The sequence below is a fragment of the Actinomadura syzygii genome (assembly GCF_008085905.1).
Taxonomy (GTDB): domain Bacteria; phylum Actinomycetota; class Actinomycetes; order Streptosporangiales; family Streptosporangiaceae; genus Spirillospora; species Spirillospora syzygii.
This window is the reverse complement of the sequence record NZ_VSFF01000011.1, coordinates 305,543-320,847: the sequence shown is the minus strand read 5'-3', so window position 1 is coordinate 320,847 and position 15,305 is coordinate 305,543. Positions and strand designations below refer to the sequence as shown.

17 protein-coding genes are annotated in these 15,305 nt (G+C 72.6%); 10 read left to right on the top strand and 7 right to left on the bottom strand.

From position 1 onward, the window contains the following. Window positions 1-134 precede the first annotated feature (134 nt). The 7 genes from ehuA to FXF65_RS29395 all read left to right on the top strand — a co-directional run bounded on the left by ehuA (window position 135) and on the right by FXF65_RS29395 (window position 5,629). Window positions 135-917 carry an ectoine/hydroxyectoine ABC transporter ATP-binding protein EhuA gene (gene ehuA, locus FXF65_RS29425; RefSeq protein WP_246199215.1) on the top strand — a complete coding sequence of 261 codons (783 nt, stop codon included), beginning with the start codon at window positions 135-137 and terminating at the stop codon, window positions 915-917. 154 nt (window positions 918-1,071) lie between these two features. Then, window positions 1,072-2,235, top strand: coding sequence for a thiolase family protein (locus FXF65_RS29420; RefSeq protein ID WP_148353291.1), 1,164 nt, complete (start codon window positions 1,072-1,074; stop codon window positions 2,233-2,235). Between the two features lie 2 nt (window positions 2,236-2,237). Beyond that, window positions 2,238-2,612: a Zn-ribbon domain-containing OB-fold protein gene (locus FXF65_RS29415; protein WP_148353290.1), complete on the top strand. Its 375-nt coding sequence runs from the start codon at window positions 2,238-2,240 to the stop codon at window positions 2,610-2,612. Between the two features lie 43 nt (window positions 2,613-2,655). Then, entirely contained in the window at window positions 2,656-3,792 is a 1,137-nt protein-coding gene (locus FXF65_RS29410) for an NAD(P)H-dependent flavin oxidoreductase (RefSeq protein WP_148353289.1), read from the top strand. 64 nt (window positions 3,793-3,856) lie between these two features. Further along, the gene (locus FXF65_RS43995) at window positions 3,857-4,054 is read left to right on the top strand and encodes a hypothetical protein (RefSeq protein WP_187412545.1); all 198 of its coding nucleotides are present in this window, start codon (window positions 3,857-3,859) and stop codon (window positions 4,052-4,054) included. A gap of 86 nt (window positions 4,055-4,140) precedes the next feature. Next, entirely contained in the window at window positions 4,141-4,719 is a 579-nt protein-coding gene (locus tag FXF65_RS29400) for a TetR/AcrR family transcriptional regulator (RefSeq protein WP_148353288.1), read from the top strand. 10 nt (window positions 4,720-4,729) lie between these two features. After that, window positions 4,730-5,629, top strand: coding sequence for an SDR family oxidoreductase (locus FXF65_RS29395; protein WP_187412544.1), 900 nt, complete (start codon window positions 4,730-4,732; stop codon window positions 5,627-5,629). Window position 5,630: 1 nt separating this feature from the next. Here FXF65_RS29395 and FXF65_RS29390 read toward each other — a convergent pair whose 3' ends face one another. Together FXF65_RS29390 and FXF65_RS29385 are read right to left on the bottom strand one after the other, a co-directional pair. After that, on the bottom strand, window positions 5,631-6,599 hold the full coding sequence (locus FXF65_RS29390; protein ID WP_148353286.1) for a CapA family protein: 969 nt from the start codon (window positions 6,597-6,599) through the stop codon (window positions 5,631-5,633). Window positions 6,600-6,634: 35 nt separating this feature from the next. After that, on the bottom strand, window positions 6,635-7,210 hold the full coding sequence (locus FXF65_RS29385) for a dihydrofolate reductase family protein (protein ID WP_148353285.1): 576 nt from the start codon (window positions 7,208-7,210) through the stop codon (window positions 6,635-6,637). 73 nt (window positions 7,211-7,283) lie between these two features. On the opposite strand from FXF65_RS29385, the gene FXF65_RS29380 reads away from it, so the two are divergent. Further along, window positions 7,284-7,856 carry a TetR/AcrR family transcriptional regulator gene (locus tag FXF65_RS29380; protein WP_148353284.1) on the top strand — a complete coding sequence of 191 codons (573 nt, stop codon included), beginning with the start codon at window positions 7,284-7,286 and terminating at the stop codon, window positions 7,854-7,856. Between the two features lie 15 nt (window positions 7,857-7,871). Here FXF65_RS29380 and FXF65_RS29375 read toward each other — a convergent pair whose 3' ends face one another. Continuing rightward, window positions 7,872-8,339, bottom strand: coding sequence for a cupin domain-containing protein (locus FXF65_RS29375; protein ID WP_148353283.1), 468 nt, complete (start codon window positions 8,337-8,339; stop codon window positions 7,872-7,874). Between the two features lie 130 nt (window positions 8,340-8,469). Between FXF65_RS29375 and FXF65_RS29370 the strand changes: the two genes are divergently transcribed. After that, window positions 8,470-9,183: a TetR/AcrR family transcriptional regulator gene (locus tag FXF65_RS29370; RefSeq protein WP_148353282.1), complete on the top strand. Its 714-nt coding sequence runs from the start codon at window positions 8,470-8,472 to the stop codon at window positions 9,181-9,183. Here the strand turns inward: FXF65_RS29370 and FXF65_RS29365 are convergent. Continuing rightward, a complete protein-coding gene (locus FXF65_RS29365; protein WP_148353281.1) occupies window positions 9,152-10,186 on the bottom strand; it encodes an SGNH/GDSL hydrolase family protein in 1,035 nt (344 codons plus the stop codon). The genes FXF65_RS29370 and FXF65_RS29365 overlap by 32 nt on opposite strands. A gap of 73 nt (window positions 10,187-10,259) precedes the next feature. Next, window positions 10,260-10,763, bottom strand: a complete 504-nt coding sequence (locus tag FXF65_RS29360) for a GNAT family N-acetyltransferase (protein ID WP_246199190.1) — start codon at window positions 10,761-10,763, stop codon at window positions 10,260-10,262. 125 nt (window positions 10,764-10,888) lie between these two features. Here FXF65_RS29360 and FXF65_RS45495 point away from each other — a divergent pair, with 125 nt between their 5' ends. Then, window positions 10,889-11,722: a GNAT family N-acetyltransferase gene (locus FXF65_RS45495; protein WP_148353280.1), complete on the top strand. Its 834-nt coding sequence runs from the start codon at window positions 10,889-10,891 to the stop codon at window positions 11,720-11,722. A gap of 15 nt (window positions 11,723-11,737) precedes the next feature. On the opposite strand, the gene uvrB is transcribed toward FXF65_RS45495, so the two are convergent. Continuing rightward, a complete protein-coding gene (uvrB, locus tag FXF65_RS29350; protein WP_148353279.1) occupies window positions 11,738-13,855 on the bottom strand; it encodes an excinuclease ABC subunit UvrB in 2,118 nt (705 codons plus the stop codon). Window positions 13,856-13,959: 104 nt separating this feature from the next. After that, window positions 13,960-15,111, bottom strand: coding sequence for a sensor histidine kinase (locus FXF65_RS29345; RefSeq protein WP_148353278.1), 1,152 nt, complete (start codon window positions 15,109-15,111; stop codon window positions 13,960-13,962). Window positions 15,112-15,305 lie beyond the last annotated feature (194 nt).

Here is a 15,305-nt window from a genome sequence, read left to right as displayed (position 1 = left end):
CCGCAGGCAGTCCGGGGGGCGTGGGGGGTCGCCCCCCCTCGGAAAACACTGATCCCGCCGCCGAAGACGCACCCAAGGCCCCCGCGGACGCCGCGGGCGTCTCCACGGAGAAGGGGGGCGCGCCGGAGGCCGCGCTGCCGCGCGGCGAGGCGCCGGGCATCCGCTTCGAGAAGGTGGTCAAGCGGTTCGGCCACAACGTGGTGCTCCGCGAGCTCGACTTCTCCGTGGCGCCGGGCGAGCGCGTGACGCTCATCGGGCCGAGCGGGTCCGGCAAGACCACGATCCTACGGCTGCTGATGACGCTGGAGAAGCTCGACGACGGCCTGATCTGGATCGGCGACGAGACGCTCTGGCACATGGAGCGCGGCGGCAAGCGGGTCCCGGCCGGGCAGAAGCACCTGCACGAGATGCGCAAGCAGGTCGGCATGGTGTTCCAGCAGTTCAACCTGTTCCCGAACATGAACGTGCTGCGCAACCTGACCGAGGGGCCGGTGCGCGTCCTGGGCCTGTCCAGGGACGAGGCCGTCGAGCGCGCCCGCGGCCTGCTGGACATGGTCGGCCTCGCCGACAAGGAGAACGCGCACCCGACCCAGCTGTCGGGCGGCCAGCAGCAGCGGGTGGCGATCGCGCGGGCGCTCGCCATGCAGCCGCGGGTGCTCCTGCTGGACGAGGTCACCTCCGCGCTCGACCCGGAGCTCGTCGTCGGCGTCCAGGACCTGCTGCGCGACATCGCCCGGCAGAGCGACATCACGCTGCTGTGCGTCACCCACGAGATGACCTTCGCCAAGGACATCTCGGACCGGGTCCTCATGTTCGACCAGGGGCAGATCGTCGAGGAGGGTCCCCCGGAGCAGATCTTCGGCGAGCCGTCCGAGCAGCGCACCCGGGACTTCCTGCAGGCGGTCCTCGCGACCTGAGCCGCCGCGCGTCCCCGGCGCGTCCCGTCGCGTCCTCGCCCGTCGCCCGCGTTCCCGTCGCCCCGGGGACGCGGGCGGCCTCGTCCCCGGGCCCCCTGGAACGTACCGAACCTCGTTCGGTACGGTGAGGGGCGGGCGTGAGGAGAGCGAGGCGATGGACGGCGCTGCGATCGCCGGGCTCGGGATGACCGAGCTCGGCCGGGTGTACGGGCGGAGCCCGCGGCGGCTCGCCGCGGACGCGGTGCGGCTCGCCGCCGCCGACGCGGGCCTGTCCCCCGGCGACCTGGACGGCCTGCTCGTCAGCCACGGCACCGGCGGCTCCCCCGGCATCGAGCTGGCCGAGACGCTGGGACTGCGCGACCTTCGGCTGCTGGCACAGGTCAACGCGTTCGGCGCGACCGCCGGGGCGATGGTGTCCTACGCGGCGACGGCGGTGCTGAGCGGGTCGGCGACGGCGGTGGCGTGCGTGTTCGCGGACGCGCCGCTGAGCCCCGAGCGGTCCGCCGGGTCGGCCTACAACCGCGACGCCCGCGAGTGGTACGGGTTCGGGGGGATGACGGCGGCGCTCGGGCTGCGCAGCGTCAACTCGTTCTACGCACTGGCGGCGCAGCGGCACATGTCGCGGTACGGCACCACCAGCGAGCAGCTCGGCGCGATCGCCGTGTCGACCCGCGCGTGGGCGGCCGGGAACCCGCGCGCGCAGATGCGGGACCCGATCACGGTCGAGGACCACCAGAACTCCCGCTGGGTGTCCGAGCCGCTGCACCTGCTGGACTGCTGCCTCGTCTCCAACGGCGCGATCGCGGTGGTCGTGACGAGCGCGGACCGGGCCCGTGGCCTGGTGCGCCCGCCCGTCCACCTGTGGGGGTGGGGGCAGGGCCATCCGGGGCACCGCAGGGAGCGCGGCAGCGAGTTCGGCCTGGCGACGGGCGCGGCGGCGTCCGGCGCGGCGGCGATGAAGATGGCCGGGATCACCGTCTCCGACGTGGACGTCTGCGAGCTGTACGACTGCTACACCTACACCGTCCTCGTGTCGCTGGAGGACTACGGGTTCTGCGCCAAGGGCGAGGGCGGCGCGTTCGCCGCGTCCGGCGCGCTCGGCCCCGGCGGGACGCTGCCCACCAACACCGGCGGAGGCCAGCTCTCCGCCTACTACATGTGGGGCATGACGCCGCTGTCGGAGGCGGTGATCCAGGCGCGCGGGGACGGCGGCGAGCGGCAGGCGCCGGCCAACGACGTGATCCTGGTCAGCGGGAACGGCGGGATCCTCGACCACCACTCGACCCTGATCGTCAGCCCGCACCCGAAGGGGGCCTAGCCGTGGAGATCGGCATCCTGCGGCGCGACGGCCGCACCGACCCGTTCTTCGACGGCGCCGCCGCCGGGCGGCTCGTCGTCCGGCGGTGCGCGGCGTGCGACCGCTGGTTCGCGCCGGACGCGCCCGCCTGCCCCGGCTGCGGCGAGGAGGACCTCGCCTGGGCCGAGGCGAGCGGCGACGCCACCCTCGTGACCTGGACGATCCTCCCCAGGGACCCGCCCGTCGTGCTGGCGCTGGTCGAGCTGGCGGAGGGGCCGTGGCTGCACGCCCGCCTGGACGGCGTCGACCGCGCCGACCTGCGCGAGGGCCTCCCGCTGCGCGCGGCGTTCGGCCACCCGGACGAGGGCGAGTCCTACGTCCTCTTCCGCACGGTGTGACCACCCCTGGACCGAATGCCGTTCGGGCCGTTAGCGTCGGCGCATGGACACCGAGGTCTGCCGCCGGTTCGGCATCGAGTTCCCGCTGTTCGCCTTCAGCCACTGCCGGGACGTCGTCGCCGCCGTGACCAACGCGGGCGGGTTCGGCGTCCTCGGGGCCGTCGCCCACTCCCCCGAACGGCTCGACGAGGAACTGCGCTGGATCGACGACCACGTCGGCGGACGCCCCTACGGCGTGGACGTCCTCGTCCCCGGGAAGATCGACGAGTCGGCGGAGGGCCGCGGCGGGCTGGACGCGATGCTCGCCGCGATCCCCGACGAGCACTGGACGTTCCTCGCCGAACTGTTCGCCAGGTACGACGTCCCGCTCCCCGACTTCGAGCGGGCCCGGCGGGCCGAGGCGCGCGGCGGCGCGCGGGTCACCGCGGCGGGCGCGACCGAGCTGATCGAGGTGTCGCTCGCCCACCAGGTCGGCCTCATCGCGGGCGCGCTCGGCACCCCTCCCCCGCTGATGGCCGAGATGGCGCGCGAGCGCGGCGTCCCCGTCGCCGCGCTGGTCGGAACGCCGGAGCACGCCCGCCGCCAGGTCGACGCGGGCGTGGACCTGATCGTCGCGCAGGGCGGCGAGGCGGGCGGGCACACCGGCGAGATCTCCACGATGGTGCTCGTCCCCGAGGTCGTCGACACGGTCGCCCCGCTCCCCGTGCTTGCGGCGGGCGGGATCGCCACCGGGCGGCAGATGGCCGCCGCGCTGGCGCTCGGCGCGTCCGGCGTGTGGTGCGGGTCGGTGTGGCTCACCACCGAGGAGGCCGAGACGTCCCCTGCGGTGAAGGCGAAGATGCTGGCCGCGACGTCCCGGGACACGGTCAGGTCGCGGTCCCGCACCGGCAAGCCCGCCCGCCAGCTCCGCTCCGCCTGGACGGACGAGTGGGACGGCCCCGCCGGACCCGGACCGCTCGGCATGCCGCTCCAGATGATCGTCGCCGAGGGCGCGATGCGGCAGATCACGAAGGCCGCCGAGTCCGGCAACCCGGGCGCGCGGGAGCTCGCGAACTACTTCGTCGGGCAGTGCGTCGGCCTCATGAACACCGTCCGACCCGCCCGCCAGGTCGTCTACGACATGGTGGACGACTTCGCCGCCGCCGTCGAACGCCTCAACGCCATCACCAAGACGGGCTGACCGTCCGTCCCGTCGCGCTCTCCACGCCGAGACCGGCCCGGTGCGCGCGGCAGGACGCGCCCTAGTGGGGCTCCTGCCCCGCGGCCCGATCCCGGATCCCGCTCAGCACGGCGGCGAGCAGTCGATCGAACTCCGCCGCGGAGCCGAAGTCGGCCTGGAGCGGCGCGAGGCGGCCAGCGCCGGGTACGCGGCGGCATCGATCGCGGGCATGTCGGCGGGACCGTCGGGGCCGCCGCTGAGGACCGCCAGCAGATGGGTGTGACACCGGCCGCGCCGCGGTGACGACTCGCGGCCTTCCTCGACGTGTGATTTAATAAATGACTGTACATTTATTAATGGAGGGACGCGATGGCAGGACGGCCGCGACTGGTCGACGACGCGGCGATCCTGCGGGCGGCGGTCGAGGTGATCGGACGGGTCGGCCCCGCGAGGCTCACGCTCGCCGCGGTGGCGGAGGAGGCGGGGGTCGTGCCGGGGACGCTCGTCCAGCGGTTCGGGTCCAAGCGGGGATTGCTGCTCGCGCTGGCGGATCAGTCCGTCCGGGAGACGGAGACGTCGCGGCACGACCGGGAGAGCTCGGCGCTGGCGGCGCTGCGAGCGTTCGCGGTCGAGTCGATGTCGGAGATGGCGACGCCGGAGCGGTACGCGAACCACCTGGCCTTCCTGTGCCTGGACCTCACAGATCCCGAGTTCCATGAGCGCGCGTTGGCCGTCCACCGGGCGAACGGGCGGCTGATCGAGTCGCTCCTCAGCGAGGCGGCTGAGGCGGGCGAACTCCGTCCGGGGACGGGCGCGAAGGCGCTCGCCGAAACCGTTCAGGCCGTTCTCGCGGGGGCCGGGCTGACGTGGGCCCTCGATCGGGAGGGCACGCTCGCCGAACGCCTCGGCCGCGAGTTGGACGCCGCCCTGTCACCGCATGTCCCGTGAAGGAGGAACCATGCCGGACCTGACCGGACACGTCGCCCTCGTCGCCGGGGGCACCCGGGGCGGCGGGCGGGGCATCGCCGTCCAGCTCGGCGCCGCCGGGGCGACCGTCTACGTGACGGGCCGCAGCAGCGGCTCCGGGGGCTCCGGGCTCGATCGTCCGGAGACCATCGAGGAGACCGCGAGCATGGTCACCGAGGCGGGCGGCGCGGGGATCGCCGTTCAGGTCGATCACAGCAGGCCGGACGAGGTCCGCGCGCTCGCGGACCGGATCGCCGCCGAGCAGGACGGGCGGCTCGACGTCCTGGTCGACTCGGTGTGGGGCGGCGATCCGCTGACCGACTGGGAGCACCCGCTGTGGGAGCAGGACCTCGACAGCGGCCTGCGGCTGTTGCGCCAGGCGGTGGAGACCCACGTGATCACCAGCAGGTTCGTGCTGCCGCTGCTGGTCGCCCGCGGGCGCGGCCTGGTCGTGGAGGTGACCGACGGCAACACGGCCCGCTACCGAGGCTCGTTCTTCTACGACCTGGCGAAGTCGACGGTGATCAGGCTGGCCTTCGCGCAGGCGGCGGAGCTGCGGCCGCACGGGGTCGCGGCCGTGGCGATCACGCCCGGGTTCCTGCGCTCGGAGGCCGTCCTGGACCACTTCGGGGTCACCGAGGCCACCTGGCGCGACGCGATCGCCCAGGACCCGCACTTCGCGTACTCCGAGACCCCCGCCTACCTCGGACGCGCCGTCGCGCACCTCGCCGCCGACCCGGACGTCATACGTAAAACCGGACGGGCCCTCGCCACCTGGAGCCTCTACAAGGAGTACGGGTTCACCGACGTGGACGGCACCCAGCCCGACTTCGCCGCCCACTGGGCGGACGCCCTGGTCGACGAGCACGGCCCCCTCGGCGACCCGCTCTGAGTCAGGCGGCGACGTCGATGACCAGCCGGTCGTCGCGGGTCTCGACGTCCGTGCCGAGCGCGGCGCAGGCGCGGGTGAAGCGCTCCCCGATCCAGCGGCGGTCGGCGTCGTCGGCGAGGCGCGTGCTCGCGAGGTCGAGGCGCAGCGGCACCGCCTCGATCCGGGACGGCCGCGCTTCATCCAGTGTGACGACGAACAGCAAGCCGAGGTCGTTGCGGAGCGTCTCGTCCACGGCGTAGTCGTCGATGAAGTCGCCCATGTCGAACAGCACGGGCACGTCCACGCCGTGGAAGACGTGCGCGGAGCTGCCCGCGACGAGCGTCGCGCCCGCGTCCACGAACTCCTCGGCGGCCCGCCGGACGTAGCGCAGCGGCTCCCCCGTCATGTTCGGCCCCCAGTGCGGGAGCACGATCACGGCGTCGTTCTCCGCCCGCAGCCGCCGGATCTGCTCCAGCAGATGCCCCGGCACGCCCTTCATCAGGTCGGCGTACGCGACGCCCGGCCGCCCCTCACCGGCCGCGAAGTCGGACGGGTGGTCGGTGACGCCCAGCACCGCGATCTTCACTCCCCCGGCTTCGAGGACGGCGCACTCCCGCGCCTCCGCGACGCTCTGACCAGCGCCGACCGCCGAGACACCGGCTCGCCGGAGATGGTCGAGCGTGTCGGTGAGGGCGTCCGTCCCGTAGTCGAGGGCGTGGTTGTTGGCGAGGTTCACGCAGTCGACGCCGAGGTCCGCGAGGGCGTCGGCGGCGACCGGGGGCGCGCGGAAATGGAACGGCTTGCCGGGCGCGTCCCAGCGCCGTCCGCGGTCGGACACGCAGCATTCCAGGTTCACGAGCGCGAGGTCGGCGTCCGCGAACGCCTCGCGCACGCCGCCGGAGAACAGCCCGTGCGGGCCGGACGCGGCGATCCGATCCGCCACGCCGCGGCCGAGCATGGTGTCCCCGGCGAGCGCCATGGTGACGGTCATCGGGTCCCCCATCGGCGGGTGTGCCGTCCTCCAGCCTACGAAGCGCGCGTGAACCAGGTCACCTGGGCGCCGTTGCCGAACGACTCCCGTGCGGTCGGCTCGAACAGCGTCGGCCGGAACCCGCCCGCGAACGCGGGGACCCCGTCCCCCGCCACCACCGGATAGCTCTTGACGATCAGCTCGTCGATCTCGGAGAGGACGGCCGCCGCGAGCCCGCCGCCGCCGCAGAGCCAGACGTCCTTGTCGCCGTCCTCGGCCTTCAGTTCGCGGACGACGGAGAGCCCGTCCCTGACCAACTCCACGGACGGGTCGGCGATCTCGTCCAGGGACGTGGACGCGACGTACTGCCGGATGTGCGCGTAAGGGCTGGTCACACCGATGTCGAGCGCGGGTCGGTAGGTGCCGAGCCCCATCACCAGCGTGTCGAACCGCCTGTTCGGGGCGTCCTCCAAGCCGACCTGCCCGCGGACGTGGGTGGGGATGGTCTCCGGGTACCGCTCGTTGATCCACGCCGCCATGTCCTGCCCCAGCGGGTAGAGGTCGATCTCGCCGCCGGGACCGGCGATGTAGCCATCGATACTGACACCGATGTAGTAGACGAGCTTTCGCATGTATTAACACTCCGTTCGTAGTACTCTGACTGAAGTGGTTTGAACTTAGTACTACGGATGGAGTGGTGTCAACATGCGCCGTAACACCGAGCGGCGGACCGCCCTCGTCGACGCCGCCATCGAGGTGCTCGCCAGGGAGGGCGCGCGCGGGCTGACGTTCCGCGCGGTCGACGCCGAGGCGGGCGTGCCGGTCGGCACCGCGTCCAACTACTTCGCCAACCGGGACGACCTGCTCACCCAGGCGGGCGGCCGGATCTACGAGCGGCTCCAGCCGGACGCCCGCACCCTCGCCGGGATGTCCACCGGGCCGCGCGACCTCGCCAAGGTCGTCGAGGTGCTGCGCGAGACGGTCGGCCGGATCTCCGAGTTCCGCACCGGCTACCTCGCGCTGCTCGAACTGCGGCTGGAGGCGACCCGGCGTCCCGACCTGCGCGCCGTCCTGACCGAACGCGTCCGCGCGGACGTCGACACCAACGTCGCCCAGCACCTCGCCTCCGGCCTCCCCGGCGACGCCACCTCGGTGCGCCTGCTCTACCTGGCGCTGAACTGGCTCATCGTCGAACACCTCACCCTGCCGGGCGTGTTCTCCGACGAGGACGTCCACGACCTGGTGGCGCTCGCCGTGGAACGCGCCCTCCCGCGCTGATCCCGGCCGCGCGGGTCAGCGCGCCGGGCCGACGACGACCTGGCCGTAGGCGTCGGCCGCGGCGGCGAGCACCTCCGGCGCGATCTCGAACCCGTCCGGACGCGGCGCCGACCGGTCGCGCCCGGCCTGCCGGAACATGCCCTCGATCCCGCCCGGCGTGGCGATCATCAGCAGGTCGGCGTGGTCGGACGTGATCCGGTAGCCGTGCGGAATGTTCCGCGGCAGGTACCCGATGCCGCCCTCGGACAGTTCCATCTCCTCGTCTCCCACCCACAGCAGCGCGCTGCCCTCGATCAGGAGGAAGATCTCGTCCTCGCGGGTGTGCATGTGGAACGGCGGCGCCTCCCCCTTGGAGACGTCGAAGCGTCCGACGGTCACCTGCCCGTCCGTCGCGGCCGCGTCCAGCAGGACGGCGAACGTGCCGCCGTCCAGCCATTCGAGCTTCTGCTGCTCCCCTGCCTGGGCCAGGTACGGAATGCTCATGACGACTTCTCCTTAGCGGAATATTTCGTCCGCTTAACGTGGCCAGCGCGCGGTTGATTCCCCGGGGAACGCTCAGGGGTGTGCGGCGCGATTACGGTTGATCCGGAAACTCGCCCCGAGGAAGGCATGCGTGGCCAGGACGAACGAACCACCAGCGCACGAGGAGGCCGCTCCTCGCCGGACGCGCCGTCCCCGGCGGGACGCGGGGGCCAACCGCGAACGGCTCCTCGCCGCCGCCGTCACCGCGATGCTCCGGGACGGCCGCAACGTCCCGCTCGCCGCCATCGCCGCCGAGGCGGGCGTCGGCGTCGGCACCCTCTACCGCAGGTACCCGGACCGCCAAGCCCTCCTGCACGATCTCGAACACCGCGCCTACGACCTGCTCGTCGGCATCCTGGAGGAGATCGACGCCCAGGACCGGACGGGACGCGACGCCATCGCCGACTACCTCGCGCGCTGCCTCGCCGTCGGCGACCAACTCGTCCTGCCGCTGCGCGGGGCGCCGCCGCTGACGAGCCCCGAGGCCGTCCGCGCCCGCCGGACGATCTACCGGCTGCTGGACGCCTTCCTCGCGCGCGGCCGGACGGACGGCACCGTCCGCACGGACGTCAACGCCACCGACGTCATCGTCTTCTCCGCCCTCGTCACCCAGGCCCTGGCGCACGGCCCGAACCGGCCGCTGGCGGCCGAGCGGCAGATCGCGATCTTCGTGACCGCGCTCGCCGCCGACGGCCCGCTCGGCATCCCGCGCCCCGAGATCACCCAGGACGACGTCGAGGCGTCCTTCGCCGCGCACGCCACGCGCGCGGCCCCTAGGTCAGAGGACGGCCGGGCCCCTTCTTGACCTGCTCGATGAACAGTTCGGCGAGCGCGTGCTGCCCCGCGGCGGTCGGGTGGTAGCTGCGCGGCTCGGCTTCGAGGGCCGACAGGTTCAGCAGCAGGCCGTTCATGTACGGGGCGCCGCTGCCCACCTCGTGCCCGGCGAACGCGCTGTAGGCGTCGACGTACTCGACGCTGCCCTGGCCGTGGCGGGCGGCGATCCGCGCGTCCGCCTCCGCCGCCGACTGCTGGACGAGCCGTCCGAGGTCGTAGGCCCGCGCGTTCAACCAGCGCTGGTCGGACACGCTGATGTTGTCCCCGCCCACCCCGTTGACCTCGGAGAACGCCTTCGGGTAACCCATCACGATCACCCTCGCGCGGGGCGCCCTGGCGCGGATGTCGTCCAGCAGGCCGGGCAGTGTCTGCCGGAGCGCGGCCAGGCGGCCGGCGACGTCCTCGCCCTGCCCGGTGCAACTCTTGCTCCACGGCAGCCTGACCACGCACCCGGCGAGGACCTTGGCGAACCCGACGTCGTTGCCGCCGATGCTCAGCGTGACCAGGCTCGTGTCGGCGCCGAGGCGGCCGAGCTGGGACGGCTCGCCGCCGCGCCCGCCGCGGAAGTCCTGGATCGTCGCGCCCGAGCAGGCCCAGAACGCGCTGCCCCGCGCGAACCGGAACGCCTGGGAGACCTCGTGGTAGTACGCCTTGGACGTCCGGTGGCACCGGTTGAGCGGGTTGCGGTCGGCCACGGTCGCCTCCGCGCCGACGCCCGCGGAGTAGGAGTCGCCGAGCGCCACGTACGCGCCGTTCGTGGCCGCCTCCAGCGGCGTCGGCGCCTGCTTCGCGGCGACCGGATCGGCGATCACCTCGGGCTCGGGCCCGGGACAGCCCGCGCCGAAGACCTTGCACCGCGTGGCGGGCAGCGCCACCAGCGGCACGACCGCCAGCGCGAGCAGGCCCGCCAGCAGGAGGAGCGCGAGCCCCCGCTCGCCGAAGCGGTCCCGCGCCCATGCCCCCGGGTTGATCATTATCCTCCTCGTACCGTCCATGGGCGAGACGTTCCGGGCGGCATCCGGGTTCCCGCCTTTACGTTGTAGATCACTAACGGGCGGGGGTCGGAGCCCACATGACGAGCCTGGGTCCGAGCACGTGGAGGCCCTCCTCGATCTCCGCCTCCCAGTACGCGCGGATGCCCGGCCCCCAGCGCTCCTCGAGCAGCTCCTCGAACCCGTGCGCGGCGTACCAGGGGGCGTTCCACGGGACGTCCTGGAACGTCAGCAGGCTCACGCCGGGCGATCCGCGTCCGGCGGCGCGGGCCTTGACCGCGTCCAGCAGCCGGACGCCGATCCCGCGCCCCGTCAGGTCGCCGCGCACCGAGATCTGCTCCAGGTGGACGGCGCCGTCCACCTCGCCGAGCACCGCGAACCCGACCGGCGGGTCGCCCGCCACCAGGATCTCCCCGCCCTTGTCGATCACCAGCTCGGCCACGGTCGGACCCGGCGGGAACACGATGCCGATCTCGGCGAACATCGCGTCCCCGGAGTTCTCGATCGCCGCCAGGAGCGGCAGCTCGTTCGGCCGCGCATCCCGCACCTCAACGTCCACCCCATGATCGTAGGCCGCCCACCGAAAGTCGTCCTCCCGATAAACCGACGGTCGGAGAAGCCATGGATCAGCTCACCGGCCGGAAATCCGAGTGCAGGGCGGTGCGGCCCGGTTCATGCTGAGGTATGGCTTGGACGCTGACTGACGACCTGGACGCGTTCCGCACCCACACCGACGAGTTCCTCCGCAGCGATCCCGTGGCGCATACCGTGCCGCTCACCGTGCTCGACACCCTGCTCGGACAGGGACCCGGCCTCCGTGGTGACGTGCTGTTCGGCTGGTGGACGCACGCCGGGATGGTCGCCGCCACCTTCCTGCGCACCGGCTCGTACCCGGCGATGCTGAGCGCGATGCCGGAGCGAGCGGCGCGGGAGCTGGCGAACGCCCTCGCCGAACGTGCCGCCGCCGTCTCCGAGACCAACTGCCCACAGGCCGTCGCCGGGCCGTTCGCCGAGGCATGGACGAGCAGGGCCGGAGCCGCGAGCGAGGTGGCGATGCGGCAGCGGCTCTACCGGCTGGACGAGCTGACCGTCCCGGATCCGCCGCCTGCGGGCGCCCCGCGTATCGCCGGCGCGGGCGACTGGGACCTCGTACTGACGTGGTTCGGCGCGTTCAGCTGGGACGGCGGCCACGCCACGATCGACCCGGCCGTGGTCGAGGGGCGCGTCGCCAAGGGCTGCGTCACCCTGTGGGAGGAGGACGGACGTCCCGTCGCGATGGCCGGGCGGTCGCCGACCGTCGCCGGGATGACGCGGGTCGCGCACGTGTACACGCCGTCGGAGCACCGCCGCCGCGGCTACGGCGCCGCCGTCACCGCCGCGATCACTCGCGAGGCACAGGACGCGGGCGCCGTGCACGTCGTGCTCTTCACCGACCTCGCGAACCCGACCAGCAACGCCATCTATCAGCGGCTCGGCTTCCGCCCGGTGGAGGACCGGGTGGTCCTCACCTTCAACTGACCCCGCGCGGGGCGATCACTTGACGCCCGCCTCCTTCATTTCGCGGAGTTCGCGTTTCAGTTCCTTCGTCTCGTCGCGGAGGCGGGCGGCCAGCTCGAACTGGAGGTCGGCGGCGGCCTGGTGCATCTGGGCGGTCATCTGCTCGATGAGGCCCTCGAGCTCCTCGCGCGGGCGCTCCCCGACCAGGTCGGCGGCGTGCCGTCCGACCTCCCTGGTACGGGACGCGAGCCCGGGAACGGGCGCCTTGCCGCGGCTCTGCTGGCGGCCCGCGCCGCCGATCAGCGTCTCGGTGTCGGCGTCCTCGCGGGCGAGCGAGTCGAGGATGTCGGCGATGCGCTTGCGCAGGGCCGTCGGCTTGATGCCGTGCTCCTCGTTGTAGGCGACCTGCTTGGCGCGGCGCCGGTTCGTCTCGTCGATCGCGCGCTCCATCGACGGAGTGACCGTGTCGGCGTACATGTGCACCTGGCCGGACACGTTGCGGGCCGCGCGGCCGATCGTCTGGATGAGCGACGTCTCGGAGCGCAGGAAGCCCTCCTTGTCGGCGTCCAGGATCGCGACGAGCGACACCTCGGGCAGGTCGAGGCCCTCGCGGAGCAGGTTGATGCCGACCAGCACGTCGTACTCGCCGGCCCGCAGCTCGCGGAGCAGCTCGACGCGGCGCAGCGTGTCGACCTCGCTGTGCAGGTAGCGGACCTGGATGCCGAGTTCGAGGAGGTAGTCGGTGAGGTCCTCGGCCATCTTCTTGGTGAGGGTGGTGACGAGGACGCGCTCGTCCCGCTCGGTGCGCTCGCGGATCTCGTGGATGAGGTCGTCGATCTGGCCCTTGGTCGGCTTGACCACGACCTCCGGGTCGACCAGGCCGGTGGGCCGGATGACCTGCTCGACGACGTCGCCCTTGACGCGGTTCATCTCGTACGTGCCGGGCGTCGCGGACAGGTACACGGTCTGGCCGATGCGGTCGAGGAACTCCTCCCACTTGAGGGGGCGGTTGTCCATCGCGGAGGGCAGCCGGAAGCCGTGCTCGACCAGCATCCGCTTGCGGGACGCGTCGCCCTCGTACATCGCGCCGATCTGCGGGACGGTCTGGTGCGACTCGTCGACGACGAGGAGGAAGTCCTCGGGGAAGTAGTCGAGGAGGGTGTTCGGGGCGGTGCCGGGGCCGCGGCCGTCGATGTGGCGGGAGTAGTTCTCGATGCCGGAGCAGGTGCCGACCTGCCGCATCATCTCGATGTCGTAGCTGGTGCGCATCCGCAGGCGCTGCGCCTCGAGCATCTTGCCCTGCCGCTCCATCACGGCGAGGACGTCCGCCAGCTCGGTCTCGATGGCGCCGATGGCCCGCTCCATGCGCTCCGGCCCGGCGACGTAGTGGGACGCGGGGAAGACGTAGAGCTCCTCGTCCTCGGTGATGAGCTCGCCGGTGAGCGGGTGCAGGGTGGCGAGCTTCTCGATCTCGTCGCCGAACATCTCGATGCGGACGGCGAGCTCCTCGTACTGCGGGATGATCTCGATCGTGTCGCCGCGGACGCGGAACGTCCCGCGGGTGAAGGCGAGGTCGTTGCGCGTGTACTGCATGCCGACGAGCTGCCGGAGCAGGGCGTCGCGCTCGATCTCCTGGCCGACGCGCAGCCGCACCATGCGGTCGACGTACTCCTGCGGGGTGCCGAGGCCGTAGATGCACGACACCGACGCGACGACCACGGTGTCGCGGCGGGTGAGCAGCGAGTTGGTCGCCGAGTGCCGCAGCCGGTCGACCTCGTCGTTGATCGAGGAGTCCTTCTCGATGTAGGTGTCGGTCTGCGGGATGTACGCCTCGGGCTGGTAGTAGTCGTAGTACGAGACGAAGTACTCGACGGCGTTGTTCGGCAGCATCTCGCGCAGCTCGTTGGCGAACTGCGCGGCGAGGGTCTTGTTCGGCTGCATGACCAGCAGGGGCCGCTGGACCTTCTCGACCAGCCACGCGATCGTGGCGGTCTTGCCGGTGCCGGTGGCGCCGAGGAGCACCGAGTCCTTCTCGCCGCCCTCGACGCGGACGGCGAGCTCGGCTATCGCCTGCGGCTGGTCGCCCGACGGCGTCATCTCGGTGACGACCTCGAACGGCGCCACGCGGCGCCGAAGATCAGTGACCGGCCGCATCGTCGCCTCCCCTGGGTACGGCTTTCTCCCTGCCGTCACAACAGTACGCAAGGCCACCGACATTCCGCGTCCCCGCTGGTCGGAACCCGGTTTCCGGCCCGCCGTCAGGACGCGGGCAGCGGGATCCGGGCCCGCACGGCGTAGCCGCCCGCGCGGGGCCCCGCCTCGAAGCTGCCGCCGAGGGCCGTGACCCGCTCGCGCAGCCCGACCAGGCCGTTCCCGCCGCTCGGCAGCCGGTGCTCGGGCGGGGCGGTGGGCGGCTCGTTCGCCACCTCGACCTCGACGGCCTCGGGCAGCAGGGCGAGGCCGACGCGGGTGTCGGCGGCCCCGGCGTGCTTGTGCACGTTGGTGAGCGCCTCCTGGACGAGGCGGTAGACCGTCCGTCCGACGGCGGCGGGCATGGGCTGCTCCTCGCCGCGGATCGCCAGTTCGACCTTCAGTCCGGCCGCGCCCGACTGCCCGACCAGCTCGCGGACGTGCGCCAGCGTCACCGCCTCCTGGGGCAGGGCCTCCTCGCCCTGGCGCAGGACCCCGATGACGTGGCGGAGCTCCTCCAGCGCCTGCCGCCCCATGTCGCCTATGACGGTCGCGGTCTCCGCCGCCCGGACGGGGTCGCGAACGGCGATGGCCTTGAGCGCCCCCGCGTGCACGACCATGACGCTGATCCTGTTGGCGACCACGTCGTGCATCTCCCGCGCGATGCGGGTGCGCTCCTCTCCCCGCGCGCGCTCTGCGAGGAGGTGCTGTTCACGTTCCAAACGCGCGGCGCGCTCTTGGAGCGAGATGACGAGCTGCTTGCGCGCCCTCATGTAGAGGCCGAGCAGGACGGGCACGGTCACGAACACGATGCCGAACATGGCCTGCGCGAGGAACGAGCCGTTCTCGGCCGTGGGCCCGGGGAACGCGAGCGAGGCGACGTAACCGGCCACCGCGATGGTCACCACCGTCGGGCGGGACGCGGTGTAGGCGGCGAGCGAGTACATGATGACCAGCACGGCGAAGACGCCCGCGCCGGTGACCGTCCCGAAGACGAGCGTGAACAGGGCGAGGGCGACCGGGTGGACGCGCCGCGTTACCACGGCGAGGCCGAGAAAGGCGCTGCACGCGGCCACGACGGGCGGCGGAAGCCAGAACTTCTGCTCGGCGAACCACATGAACGTGCCGTCGCCCGCGGCCAGCGACACGGCGATGACCACGTCGAGCGCACGCGAACGGCGCGTCGGCCATGCCGTCGCCCACCAGCCCCGCACGCGCATGCGGACGAGCCTATAGCGGGCCGCCGACACCCACGGTCGTCCAAGTCGGGAAGGCCGCGGGGGCCGGCGGGTGATGGGCGGCAGCCTCCGAGGGCACCCGAATCGCCCTGCCCATGGGGCTTCCCCGCCGTCCAGGCCCTGTGGTTACGATGACGGCGCCGATCGTGTGCTCCAAGGGGGGACGACACCCCGCG

What these genes read in the sequence shown, in the direction of transcription:
- FXF65_RS29400 (WP_148353288.1), top strand. Translation starts at nt 4,141, where the DNA reads ATGGCAGGACGGCCGCGACTGGTCGACGACGCGGCGATCCTGCGGGCG.
- FXF65_RS45495 (WP_148353280.1), top strand. Translation starts at nt 10,889, where the DNA reads ATGGCTTGGACGCTGACTGACGACCTGGACGCGTTCCGCACCCACACC.
- FXF65_RS29345 (WP_148353278.1), bottom strand. Translation starts at nt 15,111, where the DNA reads ATGCGCGTGCGGGGCTGGTGGGCGACGGCATGGCCGACGCGCCGTTCG.
- FXF65_RS29380 (WP_148353284.1), top strand. Translation starts at nt 7,284, where the DNA reads ATGCGCCGTAACACCGAGCGGCGGACCGCCCTCGTCGACGCCGCCATC.
- FXF65_RS29420 (WP_148353291.1), top strand. Translation starts at nt 1,072, where the DNA reads ATGGACGGCGCTGCGATCGCCGGGCTCGGGATGACCGAGCTCGGCCGG.
- FXF65_RS29410 (WP_148353289.1), top strand. Translation starts at nt 2,656, where the DNA reads ATGGACACCGAGGTCTGCCGCCGGTTCGGCATCGAGTTCCCGCTGTTC.
- FXF65_RS29365 (WP_148353281.1), bottom strand. Translation starts at nt 10,186, where the DNA reads ATGATCAACCCGGGGGCATGGGCGCGGGACCGCTTCGGCGAGCGGGGG.
- FXF65_RS29385 (WP_148353285.1), bottom strand. Translation starts at nt 7,210, where the DNA reads ATGCGAAAGCTCGTCTACTACATCGGTGTCAGTATCGATGGCTACATC.
- FXF65_RS29375 (WP_148353283.1), bottom strand. Translation starts at nt 8,339, where the DNA reads ATGAGCATTCCGTACCTGGCCCAGGCAGGGGAGCAGCAGAAGCTCGAA.
- uvrB (WP_148353279.1), bottom strand. Translation starts at nt 13,855, where the DNA reads ATGCGGCCGGTCACTGATCTTCGGCGCCGCGTGGCGCCGTTCGAGGTC.
- FXF65_RS29395 (WP_187412544.1), top strand. Translation starts at nt 4,730, where the DNA reads ATGCCGGACCTGACCGGACACGTCGCCCTCGTCGCCGGGGGCACCCGG.
- FXF65_RS29390 (WP_148353286.1), bottom strand. Translation starts at nt 6,599, where the DNA reads ATGACCGTCACCATGGCGCTCGCCGGGGACACCATGCTCGGCCGCGGC.